Source organism: Prosthecobacter sp. (assembly GCF_044236155.1).
Lineage (GTDB): Bacteria > Verrucomicrobiota > Verrucomicrobiia > Verrucomicrobiales > Verrucomicrobiaceae > Prosthecobacter.
The window spans coordinates 54,474-70,576 of the sequence record NZ_JBIIHA010000014.1 but is presented as its reverse complement, the minus strand read 5'-3'; the positions used below and the strand labels follow the sequence as shown (position 1 = coordinate 70,576).

The following is a 16,103-nucleotide window of genomic DNA, read 5'->3' as shown; positions in this document are numbered from 1 at the left end:
GTCAGCTCAAGGCAGCGCGCACGGCGGATTCATCCACGCCGCGCAGCTTGAAGACACGGAGCACGGTGTCCTCGATGAGATTGTTCGGGCAGGAAGCCCCGGCGGTGATGCCGACGGTGACCGGACCGTCGCTGGCGAGCTTGGTGGAGTAGCTTTCCTTCTCCGCCTTCAGATGCAGGTCGAAATGCACGATCTGCTCCAGCGACTTGAGACAGTCGGCGGTGCGGATGAAGAAGGTGGGAAGCTGCTGCTCTCCGATTTCCACAAGGTGGGTGGTGTTGGAGCTGTTGTAGCCTCCGACGACGAGCAAAACGTCGAGCGGCTGCCGCAAAAGGCCGAAAAGCGAGTCCTGCCGCTCCTGTGTGGCTCCGCAGATGGTGTCGAAGACCTGGAAATTGGCCACGCCCGCCTCCGGACCGTGGCGGTCCAATACGGCCTGCCGCAGACGTCGCTGCACCTCCTCGGTTTCCGATTTGAGCATCGTGGTCTGATTCGCCACGCCGATGCGGGTGAGGTGAAGGTCGGGATCAAAGCCATCGGAATGCGCCCCCGGCGGGAAGCGCCTCAGAAACGCCTCCCTGTCCCCGCCGTGACGGATGTAGTCGCAAACGTAATCCACATCGGCCAAGGTGAGAACGACCAAGTAGTTGCCCATGCCGTCGTCCCCCATCGCACGCGAGGAGGTGGCGCGGGTTTCCTCATGCGAAGCCTTACCGTGGATGATCGAGGTGAAGCCAGTCTTTGCATACTGGCGCACACGCTTCCACACGCTCATCACATCGCCGCAGGTTGTGTCCACCACAAGGCAGCCGCGTTCGCTGATGAGCTTCATCAGCCGTGTTTCGGCACCGAACGCGGGCACGATGACCACATCCTCGTTCGTCAGCGTGGCCACCACGGTCTCATGCTCGTGATTGGGAATGCTGACCACACCCATCTCGGTGAGCTGGCGGTTCACCTCCTGGTTGTGAATGATCTCGCCAAGGAGAAACACACGACGATCCGAGAAAACCTTCCTTGCAGCATAAGCCAGATCGATGGCGCGCTCGACACCGTAGCAAAAACCGAAATCACGGGCGAGACGGACCGTGGTGGTGCCCACGGTCAGCACGCTGCCTCGGGCACGGATTTGTTCGACAATAACACTGCGATAATGCGTCTCGACCTCCGCCTGCACGCGCTCCATGACCTCCGGCGTGCGGACATTCACACGACGGGCGACTGGAGCGGATGCTGGGGCTGACATTGCGATGAAGAAGGTCGGAGGCGGCCGGATCAGTAGTACATCTTGCCCTTGGCGGCGTCCTCAAAGACCTTGTTGCTCATCATATAAGAGTCAGGCGGATCAGCGAGCTTGCTGTCATCCAGCACAGGAAGCGTTTTGCCGATCGTGGCGTCTTCCGGGTGCGAGGTGGCGATGATCAGCGGCGTGCCGGTCCTGACCATGCTGAAGATTTTCTGCGCGGATTTGATCGGCAGACGCACACAGCCGTGAGTGCAGGGATAGGGCTTCACCCAGCCCCAGTGCATGCCGTAGGCGGACTTGAACTCCATCCAGAACGTCATCGGATAGCCGGCTCCGGGAGAGCTGACACGGCGGCGGTTGGCTACCTTGCTGTAAATCGTGTAAGTGCCGAGTGGCGTGGGGCTGCTGGCGGTGCCCACGGAACACGGCGTGGCGAGCAGCACCTCATTCCCCTCCATCACATAAACACGCTGGGCGCCGGTGCTCAGTTTGACCTTCACGGCCGAGGGATTCTTCACCGGCTTGGCGGGCGGGTCGAAATGAACCGAGTAGTTGCCCTTCTTGACCGCGGCGCACTGACTCAGCGTGAGGGCGAGACCGATGAAAGCGAAGGCTTTCAAAGAACGGGAGAGGATGGGGAGGATTGTTTTCATGCAGGCCTGCGGTTTAGCACACGATTCCACCTGCTCCACCCATTTTTATTCTTCTCCGAAGCTCTTGTGCGGAAGAAGAAACTTTGCCCTCATGCCCGCGTTCTATCGCCGCACATGCCTTCCCCCACCTTGATCGATGTTCTCGTCCGCACCGCAGCCAGCGCCGGATGCTCGGAGCCCACCCGACTGCGCCACGCGCTCGAACTGGCCGCCGACAAGCACCAGCCGCTCATCGAGGCGCTGGTGGACGCGAACATGGTCGATGAGGACCGCTTCTTTGCCCAGCTCGCCACCGGACTCGGCATGCCGTATTCCGAAAACGGGATCGCAGACGCCGCCGAGGGGCTGCATTCACGTTTTCCGGCCAAACTGGCGCTGCGGCACCGCATCTGCCCGGCGCAGGTCGCAAATGGCGAGGTAACCATCCTCACCTACAACCCTTTCGATCTCAGCGCACGGCAGGCCGTCGGCCAGGAGTTGCGCAAACGCGTCCACTGGCAGATCGCAACGCGGCATCGCATCCTCGAAGCGCTGCATCAGGGCTATGGCGTCGGCGCGGAGAACTTCGAGGAGCTGCTCGAAGGCCGCGAGGCTGGCGATGACACCGATGACCTCAAGCAGGAGACCACCGTGCTCGACGAGGCCGACGAGGAGGCCACGGTGATGAATTTCGTGAACCAGGTCTTCCGCGAGGCGCTCAAAGAACGCGCCACGGACATCCATGTGGAGCCACTGGAGCGTGACCTGCGCATCCGCTACCGCGTGGATGGAAAGCTCCTTGAAGTGCCTGTGCCGCCGAACATGCGCCTGCTGCAGAACTCGCTCATCTCGCGCCTCAAGATCATGGCGCACCTCGACATCGCCGAGCGCCGACTGCCGCAGGACGGCCGCATCAACCTCGAGCTCGACGGCGAACCCATCGACGTGCGTGTGGCGACGATTCCTAGCGTGAACGGCGAATCCGTGGCGCTGCGCCTGCTCACACGCAAAAAATTCGACCTCATGGCCCTCGGACTCGACGACAAGACCGAAGGCATCATCCGCAAGCTGCTCGCCGCACCGAACGGCATCATCCTCGTCACCGGCCCCACCGGCTCCGGCAAGTCATCCACGCTTTACACCTTCCTCAAGGAGCTGAACACGAAGGAACGCCGCATCGTCACGATCGAGGATCCGGTCGAAAACAAGCTCGATGGCATCGTGCAGATCGCGGTGAAGCCGGAGATCGACCTGACATTTGCCGCCGGTCTGCGCAGCATCCTGCGCGGCGACCCGAACGTCATCATGGTGGGGGAAATGCGTGACCAGGAGACCGTCGAGATCGCCATCCGCGGCGCTTTGACCGGTCACTTGGTGTTTTCCACCCTTCACACGAACGATGCTGTCGGCGGCATCTCGCGTCTGCTCGACATGGGCATCGAGCCTTTCATGATCTCATCGTCCGTGCGCGCCTTCCAGGCCCAGCGCCTCGTGCGCACGCTGTGCGGCAACTGCAAGCAGCCCGCGCATCACGAAGAAAGCCACCTGCGCACCATCGGCTTCCCGCTGGAATGGAAACACAAGCTCTTCAAGCCCGTCGGCTGCCGCTCCTGCCGCAACACCGGCTTCACCGGCCGTCTCGCAATCATGGAAATCTGCCTCATGACCGAGGCGCTGCAGGACAAGATCAACAACCGGGCCAACTCGATGGAGTTGAAGGCCCAGGCGCTCAAAGACGGCATGGTGCCGATGCGCCAGTATGGCTTCCGCAAAGCTTCGGAAGGCGTCACCACGATCGAAGAAGTCATGACCGTGACAGCGGCAACGGAGTAGTCTTGAATTGATCTTTGTTCGCTTTTAGAGAGCCGACCACATGCCCGCATTTACCTACACCGCCCTCACCGCCACCGGACAGACGGTTTCAGGCTCGATCACTGTCGGCTCACGTGCCGAGGCGTTTCGGAAGATCGAGGCGCAAGCGCTGACGCCGGTAAAGGTCACACAGGAGGAAAAGTCGGAATCCGCGAAGGCCAAGGCGGCCGCGGATGAGGGGCCGGTGAAGCTAAAGCGGGCGCAGTTGATCCTCTTCACAGAAGAACTTGCCGATTTGCTCGATGGCGGCCTGCAGATCGATCAGGCGTTCCGCGTGATGCAGGAGCGTCAGGAGGCCGAGTCGCTGCGGCGTGTTGCCTCCACGATGCGCAATGAACTGCGTGAAGGCTCCACGGTGGCAAAGGCGCTGAAGAAAGCGTCGCCGAGTTTTGACGAGCTGTATTGCAACCTGGCCGCCGCAGGTGAGGTCAGCGGCTCGCTGCCCAGCATTCTGCGTCGTCTCGCCTCGAATCTGACCGTCATGGCCGAGCTTCAGTCGAAGGTGACCTCGGCGATGATTTATCCCGCCTTTCTCATCGGCGCCTGCGTGGTGCTCATGGTGGTGTTCATGACCTTCATGGTGCCGCAGATCACCGACCTGATGTCCAAAAACGGCCAGCAACTCCCGGCGGCGACGCAGTTGCTCATCAGCTTCAACAATTTCATGGCCGCGTGGTGGTGGGTGATCGCCATCATCATCACCGCCATCGTGCTGACCTTCCGCGGTTACATTTCCAGCCCGGCGGGCCGCATGTGGTGGGACGAGACGCGGCTGAAGCTGCCGCTCTTCGGCGCGATCATGAGCATGCGCTTCTACGCGCAGTTCGCGCACTCGCTGGGCAATTTGATCACCAACGGCGTGCCGCTGCTGAACAGCATCCGCCTCGTATCGAAGATTTCGGCCAATGTTTTCATCCAGGACCTGCTGGCGAAGGTCACCATGCTGGTCTCCGAGGGCGCGCCGCTGTCCAACGCGCTGCGGAAGGTCGGCAGCTTCCCGCTGCTGCTGGCGGACATGATCGCCGTGGGCGAGCAGACCGGCCAACTCGGCAGATCGATGGAAAAATGCGCCATCCGTTACGACAAGGAGCTCGACCAGCGCATCAAGCGTATGACAGCCATGATCACTCCGATCATCCTCGTCGTCATGGCGGTCATGGTCGGCACCGTGGCTTACTCCATCGTCGCCGCCATCGCACAGAGCGTCACTGGCATTCGTGGGCGCTGAAACCCGCGGCCAAAAATCTTGTTAATCCCTCCCAAACCCTGTTAAACCTGCCTCACCATGAAAATCCGCACACCGCACTCCAAATTCCGCCCTGGCTTCACCCTGATCGAAATTGTCATCACGCTGACCATCATCGCGATCCTGGCCTCCGGCTCGATTTACCTGCTCAAAGGCCAGATCGACTCCGCCAAGGACACCCGCGTGGACAGTGACCTGCAGGCCATCGGCCTCGCCCTCCAGTCCTATGAGTCACGGGCACTGCGCATGCCCACGACGGAACAGGGATTGAAAGCGCTGGTCGAAAAGCCCACCATCGAGCCCATTCCTGAAAATTATCGCGCATTCATGGAAGAGATGCCGAAGGATCCCTGGGGGCAGGAATACAAGTATCGCTTCCCTGCCCAGAAATCGAAGAAACCCTACGACGTGTGGTCCGTCGGAGCTGATGGCCAGGACGGCACCGAGGACGACATGGGGAACTGGAAGAAGACGGCGGCCAAGTAATGACGAAACCAGAATGAGGAATGGCGAATGAAGCCCCAATGCCGAAGCTCGAATGGTCTTCCAGCCGCCTCTGAAGCGGCCGCCATTCGTCATTCATCATTCGTCATTCATCATTCCGCGCAGCGGGCCTTCACCCTCGTCGAAATCATCATCGCGCTGACCATCGTGGCGGTGCTGGCCGCGGCGACGGTGCCGATGCTCAAAGGTTTCCGCGACGAGCGGCTGGCGCGTGAGCCGGTGGCGAAACTGGTGCAACTGGCACGCGAGGCGCGCATGCGGGCGATGACGGAGAAGCGTCCTTATCAGGTGGCGTTTCATGGCGGCGGGTTCACCGCGTCGCGTTACTTCAATCCCTACCTCCAGCTCGCGGAACTGGAGGAATTCGTCGCCACGGCGGAAAATCCGCCGCCGGAAACCGACACCGTGGACAAAACCGACCTCGACAATGGCGGAGGCCTGACCAAGACGACGGAACTGCCGCTGGCACCGCCCGCGCCGAAGTATGATGAGCATTGGAACGAGAAGTACGAAATGCCGCAGGACATGAAGTACTCCATCCAATACTGGTATGACACGGAGCCGACCTTTCTCGAAGGTGATCTGGTCAGGCTATGGGTCTTCCAGCCCAGCGGCATCTGCACGCCGCTGAAGATCCACATCGAACGCGAGAGCGCCACGTTTGATGTCGAGTTCGGCGCGCTGACCGCCGACATCGTGAAGGAGAGCGTCGAACTGCGATGAAAACCATCCGCCAGAAGCGCCGCGCAGGTTACATCTTGTTCGAGCTGGTGCTCGCGCTGACGATTTTCGCCATCGCGGTGCTCGGGTTGGCGAAATCCCTCGACCAAGCACTCTCCACAGCGAACCTGCTTCGTCGCGACCACATCATCCGCATCGGCATGCGCAACTTTTTGGAGGAGATCCGCAACAAGCCGCTCACCGAGATGAGCACCAGCAGCACGGACACAACGTATGGCATCACCTATGTGAGCAGCACCGAGCCGGTGGCGCTGAGAACGACCAACGGCGGCACTTTGAGCGACATTCACAACCTGACCATCAAGGCCACGTCGTCCTTCGATGGTGTGCCCCAGGAGGACACCCTGAGCGTCTATGTTTACAAACCCGCCCAGAAGTAAGCGGCGCGACGCCTTCACCCTGATCGAGGTCGTGATCGGCATCACGATCCTCGCGATGATCACAGTCACGCTGTTCGCCATCATCCGCGGCTCGGTGCGCGGCGCGGCAGAGATCGAGCACATCCAGCGGGAGAGTGATTCGGTGAATCGCTTCATTGAGCTGAGCCGAAAGGCCTTCACCACGCTGCCGAGCACGGCCACGCTCACCCTGAAGCTGGTGCAGAATACCGAACCGGTCATACAAGAGCTTACCATCGCTGGCTCGCCGGATTGTTTTCCCTTTGGCATGAATCCCATCACGCTGAAGGACACCACGCTGCGCATCCGCCCGCATCCTGACGGCCTGGTGGATGCGAATGACATGCCGCTGCATTACCTCAGCCTGTCGCGCGCGGACATCATCCCACAGACGGACGACCGCGAGACCGGCATCCGGGAGGCCACCACGGGCTTGTATGCGCCTGACGAGGAAGGCCGCTACTGGATGCCGCTGCTGCCGGATGTCGTTTCCCTGAAGTGGCGCTTTTACGTCGAGAAGGAGGAGACGTGGTATGAGGAATGGAGCAAGTCGCAGTGGCCGGACCTGATCGAGGCTCAGCTCGTCCTCAAGGACCGCACGCTGCCGATCCGCATGGTTTATACCGTGCCAGTGCTCACCATCACCGCAGGCCGGACACCGCCCACGACAAGCGGTTCATCCGGCTCCGGCCCCGCCCAGCCAGCGCCCGTGACAGGCACACCAACGGGTGGCGGAGGTGGTCCGGGGGGCGGATTTGGTGGAGGTGGAGGCGGACGAGGGGGGCCAGGAGGAGGTTTTGGCCCTCCTGGTGGCGGGCGTGGTGGTCCCGGCGGAGGACTCGGTCCTCCTGGCGGTGGCGGATTCCCAGGTCGTGGTGTTCCGCCCGGTGGCGGAGGCACACCTCCGGCAGGTGGTGGTGCTCCCGGAGGAGGTGGCGCGCCATGAACATCCCCACCTCCGCAGCAATCAGGCAGCCACGCTCACGCCGTGAGCATGGTTCGGCACTCATGCTCATGATTTGGGCCATTTTGCTCATGTCCGTGACGGTCATGGGCGTCGTCGAGTACATCACCTACAGCGCCGAGGAGTCGAAAATGGCCGCGTATCAGTTTCGTGCGCTGCATCTGGCGGAAAGCGGACTGGCCGTGGGCCTGCACCCGAACACACGCCGCGGAGATCTCGTTTTGAAGCAGAAGGTCGGCCCGGACAGCGGCTTTGACGTCGTCATCAATTACGAAGGCGCGCGCATCCCCATCAACTACGCCACCGACGAGCGCCTGCGGGAGGCGATCTACAATCTTTTCATCTACTGGCAGCTCAACGCCGACGAGGCCGGCATCGCCGCCGATTCGCTGGCCGACTGGGTGGACAACGACAACAACCAGCGCGCCAACGGGGCGGAGGCGGAGTATTACAAGCAGCTCGGCATCTATGACGCTCCGCGCAACCAGGGCTTCTCTCGCGTGGACGAAATGCTGCTCGTTCGCGGCATGGACGCGGTGGACCGCAAAAAACCTGAGTGGCGTGAATACTTCAGCGTTTACGGCGAAGGGCAGATCGACCTGCGTACCGTGTTTAAAGATGTCCTGCTGGCCGTCACCGGCGCTTCCGAGGGTGATGTGACACGATTCATCACCGAACGCGACGGAGCCGACGGCATCCCCGGCACCGAGGATGACCGCCGGATCCGAGATGAGGAGGCTTACCAGCTCCTCGGCCTCAGCGGCGACCGCCTCGCCTCCATCAGCGGCATCGTGAATGACGACGACACCACCCTGCGACGCATCACCAGCATCGGCTGGGTTGGGGACAAGCGTGCCAAGATCATCGTTGTCACAAGAAGGAATAGTGACACCGGTGCGGTGACCTACTTGGGGCGGATGGAAGAATGAGCCGCCGCGAAACGGCAAAAATCGTTTCGACCGCAGACTCGTGAGAGTTCATTCCACATTCGTCGTTTCCCCACGCAACTTCACACGCCGCCGCACGTTCCAAATCCCCCCCTAAATAACCTGAATGTCACTTTCCGCCGCCACCCTGCTCCTCCCCTCCCCTGACGCCACATGGCGAGTGTGGAAGCCGCGGGCAGGAACCAGCACCGAGGCCGTGGAGAGCCCCTCCGAGGCCGCGCATCTGGCCAAACCGCTCATAATCGGCCTGCCCGCCGCCGCATGCCGCACCATCGGCCTGATCCTGCCGCAGACTGAAAACGATCTGCTGGAGCAGATCATCGTCACCCAGCTCGAGAGGCGTGGTTTCAAGCTGGAACAGGACTCCGCCGGTAAAAACTATCGCTGGCACTCGCTCGGGCATGCGGGAGGCCAGACCATCGTCAGCGTTGACGTGCTGGCCGATCCGTTTCCGGAATCACTCGCCGCCGAGCAGGTGAGCGACTACACCGCCGCTCTGCGCCTCGTGCAGCTCCCTGTCGGCCACATTGTCATCATCGAGGAGCAGGGCGATCTGGTGCTTGCAGCCAGCCACCAAGGAAAACTCTACCACAGCCATATTTTCGCTCAGGCGTCCGCCTCAGAGGAGGCGCTGGCCCTTGAGATCACGCTCGCGCGTCTGGCTGTCGAGTCAGAGCTCGGCTCGGAGTGCGTCACCGGAGTCGCGCTTGTCGGGGCGAATTTTGACCGCTCTCTGCCGACGCGTCTCGGTGCCACGCTGGACCTGCCCGTGCGCATTGTCGCCGACCTGCCGCCAAACACCGCGCTGGACACGAGTCACTGGAGCAAGCTGCTGCCTGCGGACATCCGCACCGCGCAAACGGCGAAAATTCGCCGCAGCAAGCTCACCCGCGCCCTCGTGCTCGGCGGCATGCTGTACCTCTCACTCGCTTTCCTGGCCTTCGCCTACCTGCATTTTCAGGAAACCCGTGTGGCGCGGCTGGAGGAGCAAGTGGAGGCCACCAGCGAGCCCGCCGCCGCCGTGCGAAAGATCAGCGAGCAATGGAAGGCTCTCGCACCCGCCATCGAGAGCAAGCGCTACCCGCTCTTCCTGCTCGCGGAGATCAACCGCATCATGCCCGGCAGCGGCATCGTCATCCGCGAGTTCGAGGTGAAGGGCACCGAGATCGACATCAAGGGAGAGGCGCGTGACGCCCAGCTCGCCTTTCAGTTCATCGAGGACTTCAAGAAGAACCGCATCCTCAGCCGCTACGAGTGGACGAACCCGCGTCCCGAGGTCAAGGGCACCACCGCCACCTTCCGCGCCCAGGGCAAGCTACAGTGAGCTGCACGACCTCAGAAATGAGGAAACCAGAATGACGAATCATGAATAAAATCCCAAGCACGAAGCCCGCCCGCCCACGCGTCGTCTTCCAGCCATCTTACACAGCCATCTCCGTCATTCCTCCTTCATCATTCTGATTTCATCATTTTCCTTGCCCTATGGCCCTCGCCCTCACCCCACGTGAAAAAAAGCTCCTCGCCGCCTGCATCGGCGCGCTGGTGCTCATGGCCACGTTCATCATCCTGAAGCAGTTCCTCGACCGCCGCACGGTCGTGCTGGCGAAGATCACCGCCCTCGAAGGCGAGAAGCGTGAAAACGAGGGTTACCTCGCCGACCGCGAGTTTTGGGAAAAGCGCGCGGACTGGCTGCGGCAGAACATGCCAGTCACCGAGAGCCTCGGCACCGCGCAGGCCCAGTTGCTGGAGGAAATTCAGAACGTGGCCCTCGACTACCAGCTCCAGGTGCAGAAACAGCAGCTCCTGCCCGACTCCGCCGACGCCAAAGCCAACGCCGCGGTGTATCGCGAAGTCGCCGTCGAAGTCCGCCTGCGTGGAGACCAGACCACGCTGCTCGGCTGGCTCGCCACCCTGCAATCCCCGGAAAAATTCCAGGCCATCAAGCACCTCGAACTCGAAATCGACTCCAGGGCCAAGGAGAAGACACCTCAGGTGCTCTGCAACCTCATCCTCGCACGCTGGTTCAAGCCAGATAACGGCCTCTGACCATGAAAACCTCACTCACGCTCCTGCTGCTCATCCTGACGGTTTCCCTGCCGTGCGCGCAGGACGTGCCGCTCACAACCGCCGATCTGGTGCCTCTGCCCGGAGACGAATTGAGCATTCAGCCAACCGTCCCTGTGACACCTGCGCCCAACGCAGATCCTGACCTTCCGCAGCCCTTCGATCCGAACACCTTGGCCGCCGTGGTCGAAAACTCGCCCTTCACCCGCATCGTCAGCATCTCCGATTCCCTCGTGCTCACAGGCATGGCCTACGTCGATGGCAAACCAGTCGTCACCATCTTCGACAAGAACGCCAAACAGTCCATCGTCGTCTCAGACGAACCGAATCTGAAAGGCTGGAAGCTTGTGGGAGCCAAACCTTCGGAAAAAATCGACTTTGCGCAGGCACAGATCTCGATTGGCGGGGAGACCTTCAGCATCCGTCACACATCGCTGAGCAAAGATGACATGCGGCGCGAAAAAGGAGAGAAGCGTGACGGCCCTCCTGGCGGCCCGCCGCCGGGGGGCGGAGAGCGTTACAACCGCAGCAGCCGAGGCCCAAGCGAGGAGGACCGCAAAAAGTACGAATCTCTCTCCGACAAGGCCAAAGACAAGTTTCGCGATGCCATGCGTGAGAAGTTCACGGATGAAAAATTCCGCAACGCTCCAGAAGAAGACCGGCGCAACGCCATCCGCAGCATCTTCGAGAAAATCGAGAAAGAGGACAAAGGCGGACGTTAAGAGCGCCAGTTCTTTCTCAAGGCATCCAGTTCTCCCCCTCATTTTTCATGCATCGTCGTCTCCTCGCTTCAACACTCTCCTTACTGACACTTGCCAGTATCGTTCGCGGTCAGAATGCTCCCGCCCTGGTTCCGGCCGCCCCTGTTGCTCCCGCAAGCACCCCGGCTCCAGCCGCCCAGCCTTCAGCCCCCGCCGTGACGCCAGCGGCCAATGATGGCGCTGCTCCAGCCGCACCTGCAGCAGCAGTTCCGGGAGCACCGCCTGCGCCTGGTGCTTTCGGCCCCGGTGCTCCGGGTGCCGGTTTTGGCCCAGGAGGCGGCTTTCGCGGTGGATTTGGACGACGTGGCGGCGAGGGTGGCGCTCTTGGAGCCACTCCGGGCGAAGGGGAGACCTTCACGATTACGGGCGACCAGGTCATGATGCAGTTCGCCACCAACCCGGTGGCCGACATCCTCGCCATCTACGAAAAACTCACCGGTCTCACGCTCATCAAGGACACCAATATCTTCGAAGGCGCGCAGATCAGTCTTGTGACACCGAAACCCGTGCCAAAGGACGAGGCCATCAAGCTTATTGAGGCCTCCCTCCTCACGAATGGCTACGCCATCGTCACCGAACCCGGCGGAAAGAGCGCCAAAATCCTCCCGGCGCGCAATCAAAGCGCCAACGCCGTGCAGTTCTCCCATGGCGTGAAGTTCTACACGAGTCCGAAGGATATCCCGGACAATGAGAGCATCATCTCCTACTTCATGAAGCTGGACTTTCTCACGCCTGAGGATGCCGCCACCATGTTCTCCGGCCATGTCGGCCTCGGCGCCTACGGCCGCATTACCGCCGTCAGCTCACCGCCCGGCCTGCTCATCACAGAAAGCGCCACCGTGGTGAAACAGCTCGTCAGCATCCGCGAAACCATCGACATCGGCGACAGCGGCTCATCGCTCGTCACGAAATTCATTCCCGTGAAATACGCCGACGCCGCCACCATCGCGCAGATCATCCAGGCCACGCTTACCGCGCAGGCCCAGGAAAAAGAGACCAAGGGCGTCAATACCATCCGCGGCAGTGCTGCCAGCGACGGCCGGGACAATCGCGATAACAACAATAACAACAACCAGCAGCGCCCCCCGACCCAGCCCATCTTCATCAATGGTGTTCAGGTCAATCCCAACGCCCAGGCCCCCCAGCCCAGCGCCCAGGTCGTCGCTGACACACGTCTCAATCAAATCCTCGTCGTCTCATCCCCCGGCGACTACACTTACATAGCCAGTCTCATCGCGGAATTCGACAAGCCGCTCGAAGTTGCTGAACCCTACGAGCGCAAGCTCAAATACGCTGCCGCCCTCGACGTGCTCAGCGCCATCACCGATCTGCTGCAGGAGGTCAACACCGGCACCACGCAACTTCCAGGTGGCGGCACCCTTCAGCAACAGCGCCAGCAGGCGCTCGCCACGAACAGCTCCCAGCTCCTCGGAGGCCGCACCACCACGGGAACCCGCGGCGGCACCGTCGGCAGCACCGCCACCACTGCCGCGTCCGACACCGCCACCACCAGCGCGTCCACAGGCGTCGGGTCCCGCGCGGATGTCATCGCCGGTCCCACCGAAAACAACGCCCCCGTCTCCGTCCTGGTCGGCAAAACGCGCATCGTCGCCGATCCCATGTCGAACTCGATCCTCGTCATGGGCCGGAAGGAAGACATCGACAAGGCCAACTCCCTCCTCGACAAACTCGACCGCAAGCCCGCGCAGGTCTATCTCGCCACTGTCATCGGCCAGCTCACCCTTACTGACGGCATGATGTCCGGCATCGACTATGTCTCCGGCCTCAGTCGTGCTGGTGACGGCACCAATTTTACCGCCAGTGGCTTCACCAACCGCACCGACACCCTTGGCGGCGCCAACGGCGTCGGCCGCGCCATCAACGACCTCCGCAACAACGCCATCACAGCTCCGTTCGGCCCCACCACCGGTCTCAACCTCTTCGGAGCCATCGGCGACAGCCTCGAAGTTTTCGTCACCGCCCTCCAGACCAACAACAACTTCAAAGTACTCTCCCGCCCCTCCGTCTTTGCCCTCAACAACAAAAAAGCCGTCATCACCTCCGGCCGCCAGATACCCGTCCCCTCCCAGCAGACCGTATTTGCCAACAACAACGCCGCCCAGGGAAACACCACCACCACCATCGAATACCGTGACGTTGTCCTGAAACTCGAGGTCGTCCCCCTCATCAACGCGGATGGCGAAGTCACACTCACCATCGCCCAGGTCAACGACACCGTCGTCGGCACCCAGCTCGTACAGCCCAACGAGGTGCCCATCATCGGTACCGAGCAGCTCGTCACCTCCGTCACCATCCCTGACCGCAACACCATCGTTCTCGGCGGCCTCATCTCCGAGGAAAACACCATCGACAAGCAAGGGCTGCCCATCCTTGGAAAAATCCCCGGCCTCGGCAAACTCTTCCGCACCGACACCACGAACAAAGTTCGCAAGGAACTCATCGTCTTCATCCAGCCTCAGGTCGTCACCGACGACATGAGCGTCCGCCAGACTTCCTATTCCGAGGACCTGCGAACGAAGGTTGGCGGGCAGGCCGCCGAGCGTTTCCCGCAAAAAGTCGAGCCTCCGAAAGCCGCCCCCGTCTCCGAGCCCGTGAAGAAGAAAAACTTCTTCCAAAGGATGTTCTCGCGCGACAAAAAGCCCGGCCAGCCGTGAGATCCGTCGGCACTCGCGCAAATAAGTGAAAGCAAGCGCTTCGGATCAAGACTTTTGCCCCTCCATGTCGCATGTCTCGATAGATCATGATCATTTTGGCCGGCAAGAGCGCGTCAGAACCCGAAGAACCGGATGCTTTACCGGGCCGGGATGAGGTTTCCTTTGCCACAACTCGCAGCACGGCTAGTCTGACCATCCCCATGAATCCTGAGGTACAAAACATAGTGGCCGTCGGCAAAATGACCGCGGCAGACGGTGAAAAACTTTCCAAACTCGAACCCGGTCTTTTTGTCGTTCACAAAAGCTGGGGGGTTGGCAAGATCGCCTCGTGGGATCTGCTGGGAGACCGCATTTTGATCGATTTCGAGGGCAAACCGGGTCACCCCCTGAAGCTGGCCTTTGCCATCGGCTCGCTGGAAATCATCCCGGCGGACCATTTTCTTGCCCGCCGCCACTCTGACCTCGAAGCACTCAAAACGATGGCGAGGGACAATGCTCCAGCACTGGTCGAACTTGCCTTGAAGAGCAGCGGCAACTCGCTGCACCTCGACGATCTCGAAAAACTGATCAAACCGCGCATCGTGGCCGAGGCGGATTACAAAAAGTGGTGGGAGGCCGCCAAGCGCGCTCTGAAAACTCACCGACATATCGTCGTTCCCGCCAAACGCACGGATAACCTCGTGCTGCGCGACCAGGGCGAGAGCGCCGGGGCACAGATGGTGAAGTCCTTCCTCGCCGCGCGCGATTTGAAGGGCAAGCTCTCCGCGCTGGCCAGCATCGTTAAGGACATCGACCTTTTCAGCGATGCCAAAAACGAGCTCATTCCCGTCTTCCAGGACATATCCGACACGGCGCGCAAAGGATTGAAACTGCACCTCAAGGAATGCCTGCAACTGCTGCTGGCGCGCGACGAACTGGCTGAAGCCCATGCCATCAGCGTGCCGATGGGCTCCATGAAAGTCTCCGACCTTGTGTGCGAAACGAAACATGTGCTGGCAGACGCCGTGAAGAGCCTGCCAGCCGGCTTGCTGGGCCGTGTTTACCGTGCCTTCCCCGAAGCCTTCCCCAACCGCGGCTGGGTGACCGAAATCCTCCATCACCTCACCAAAACCGGCGGTCGTGCCGTTGAGGAAATCGCCATCGTGCTGGATGCGAACGACGAACTCGACGTGCTTGCTGACTCGCTCAAAAAAGCGCTCCGCAACCGTCTGCTTTCAGCCGATTTGCTCATCTGGATGGCCCGCGAACGCAAAGGCCTCGCTGAATCCGTCTTCGACATCGACCTAGGACACGCCATTCTTGGCGTCATCGAAAACGACCACATGGAAGGCGGCCCCAAACGCACCGGACGCCTTCAGGACCTGCTCTCCGACGACCGCACGCTGCTCGGGGAAATGGTCGCCGAGGCCGAGGAGGAGGACATCCGGCTGCTGGCCAAGCGCATCCTCGGCAGCGCATCTTTCGACGAGCTGACCCGCCGTTCCCTGATGGCACGCATCATCAAAGCCCGCCCGGAAATGGAAGCCATGATGGCTGAGAACGCCGTGCAGAAAGAAGATGCCCTCATCGTTTCCTGGGAAAGTCTGGAAAGAAAGAAGAAGGAACTGGAGGACCTCGTGAATATCAAGATCCCGGAGAACAAGCGCGAGATCCAGATCGCCCGAGCGGAAGGAGACTTGCGTGAAAACGGCGGCTACAAGGCCGCCCGTGACCAGCAGGCCGTCCTTCTACGCCTCCAGGGCAAGTACGAGCGCGAACTGCGTAACGCGCGCGGCACCGACTTTGCCAACGTGCCCACGGACAAGGTGGGCATCGGCACCATCGTCGATGTGGAGGACATCCCCTCGGGTGAAAAGGAAACTTTCACCATTCTAGGCGCCTGGGACGGCGATTTGGAGAAAAACATCATCAGTTACCTCTCCGAGTCAGCAAAGGCGCTCATCGGCAAAGCGGTTGGCGAGGAAACCGATCTGCCAACAGACAGCCATCATGGCAGCCGTCGGGCAAAGATCATGGCAATCCGCGCTTTCAAGCAATAGAAGCAAACGCTTCA

Annotated in this window: 14 protein-coding genes; 12 read left to right on the top strand and 2 right to left on the bottom strand. The window is 61.1% G+C overall.

The features are described 5' to 3' along the window. Position 1: 1 nt before the first annotated feature. The gene (locus ACILSE_RS13525; RefSeq protein WP_395717934.1) at positions 2 to 1,246 is read right to left on the bottom strand and encodes a 4-hydroxy-3-methylbut-2-enyl diphosphate reductase; all 1,245 of its coding nucleotides are present in this window, start codon (positions 1,244 to 1,246) and stop codon (positions 2 to 4) included. Between the two features lie 29 nt (positions 1,247 to 1,275). Then, positions 1,276 to 1,899, bottom strand: a complete 624-nt coding sequence (locus tag ACILSE_RS13520; protein ID WP_395717933.1) for a L,D-transpeptidase — start codon at positions 1,897 to 1,899, stop codon at positions 1,276 to 1,278. A gap of 114 nt (positions 1,900 to 2,013) precedes the next feature. Here ACILSE_RS13520 and ACILSE_RS13515 point away from each other — a divergent pair, with 114 nt between their 5' ends. The 12 genes from ACILSE_RS13515 (at position 2,014) to ACILSE_RS13460 (ending at position 16,089) form a co-directional block, all read left to right on the top strand. After that, entirely contained in the window at positions 2,014 to 3,711 is a 1,698-nt protein-coding gene (locus ACILSE_RS13515) for a GspE/PulE family protein (protein WP_395717932.1), read from the top strand. A 40-nt stretch (positions 3,712 to 3,751) separates the two neighbouring features. Further along, complete coding sequence (locus tag ACILSE_RS13510; protein ID WP_395717931.1) at positions 3,752 to 4,978, top strand: type II secretion system F family protein; 1,227 nt, start codon at positions 3,752 to 3,754, stop codon at positions 4,976 to 4,978. A gap of 57 nt (positions 4,979 to 5,035) precedes the next feature. Then, positions 5,036 to 5,482 carry a type II secretion system major pseudopilin GspG gene (gspG, locus tag ACILSE_RS13505; RefSeq protein WP_395717930.1) on the top strand — a complete coding sequence of 149 codons (447 nt, stop codon included), beginning with the start codon at positions 5,036 to 5,038 and terminating at the stop codon, positions 5,480 to 5,482. Between the two features lie 27 nt (positions 5,483 to 5,509). Then, positions 5,510 to 6,223: a Tfp pilus assembly protein FimT/FimU gene (locus ACILSE_RS13500; protein ID WP_395717929.1), complete on the top strand. Its 714-nt coding sequence runs from the start codon at positions 5,510 to 5,512 to the stop codon at positions 6,221 to 6,223. Then, complete coding sequence (locus tag ACILSE_RS13495) at positions 6,220 to 6,621, top strand: hypothetical protein (protein ID WP_395717928.1); 402 nt, start codon at positions 6,220 to 6,222, stop codon at positions 6,619 to 6,621. Before ACILSE_RS13500 ends, ACILSE_RS13495 begins: the two co-directional genes overlap by 4 nt. Beyond that, positions 6,596 to 7,585 (top strand): type II secretion system protein, encoded by a 990-nt coding sequence (locus ACILSE_RS13490; RefSeq protein ID WP_395717927.1) that lies wholly within the window; start codon positions 6,596 to 6,598, stop codon positions 7,583 to 7,585. The genes ACILSE_RS13495 and ACILSE_RS13490 overlap by 26 nt, the downstream gene beginning before the upstream one ends. 62 nt (positions 7,586 to 7,647) lie before the next feature. Next, positions 7,648 to 8,532 (top strand): general secretion pathway protein GspK, encoded by an 885-nt coding sequence (locus tag ACILSE_RS13485; RefSeq protein ID WP_395717926.1) that lies wholly within the window; start codon positions 7,648 to 7,650, stop codon positions 8,530 to 8,532. Positions 8,533 to 8,656: 124 nt separating this feature from the next. Continuing rightward, the gene (locus ACILSE_RS13480; protein WP_395717925.1) at positions 8,657 to 9,874 is read left to right on the top strand and encodes a hypothetical protein; all 1,218 of its coding nucleotides are present in this window, start codon (positions 8,657 to 8,659) and stop codon (positions 9,872 to 9,874) included. A 158-nt stretch (positions 9,875 to 10,032) separates the two neighbouring features. Next, on the top strand, positions 10,033 to 10,596 hold the full coding sequence (locus tag ACILSE_RS13475; protein WP_395717924.1) for a GspMb/PilO family protein: 564 nt from the start codon (positions 10,033 to 10,035) through the stop codon (positions 10,594 to 10,596). A 2-nt stretch (positions 10,597 to 10,598) separates the two neighbouring features. Then, positions 10,599 to 11,336, top strand: coding sequence for a hypothetical protein (locus ACILSE_RS13470; protein WP_395717923.1), 738 nt, complete (start codon positions 10,599 to 10,601; stop codon positions 11,334 to 11,336). A gap of 194 nt (positions 11,337 to 11,530) precedes the next feature. Next, positions 11,531 to 14,050, top strand: coding sequence for a secretin N-terminal domain-containing protein (locus tag ACILSE_RS13465; protein WP_395717922.1), 2,520 nt, complete (start codon positions 11,531 to 11,533; stop codon positions 14,048 to 14,050). A gap of 200 nt (positions 14,051 to 14,250) precedes the next feature. Then, complete coding sequence (locus ACILSE_RS13460) at positions 14,251 to 16,089, top strand: GreA/GreB family elongation factor (protein ID WP_395717921.1); 1,839 nt, start codon at positions 14,251 to 14,253, stop codon at positions 16,087 to 16,089. Positions 16,090 to 16,103: the final 14 nt, after the last annotated feature.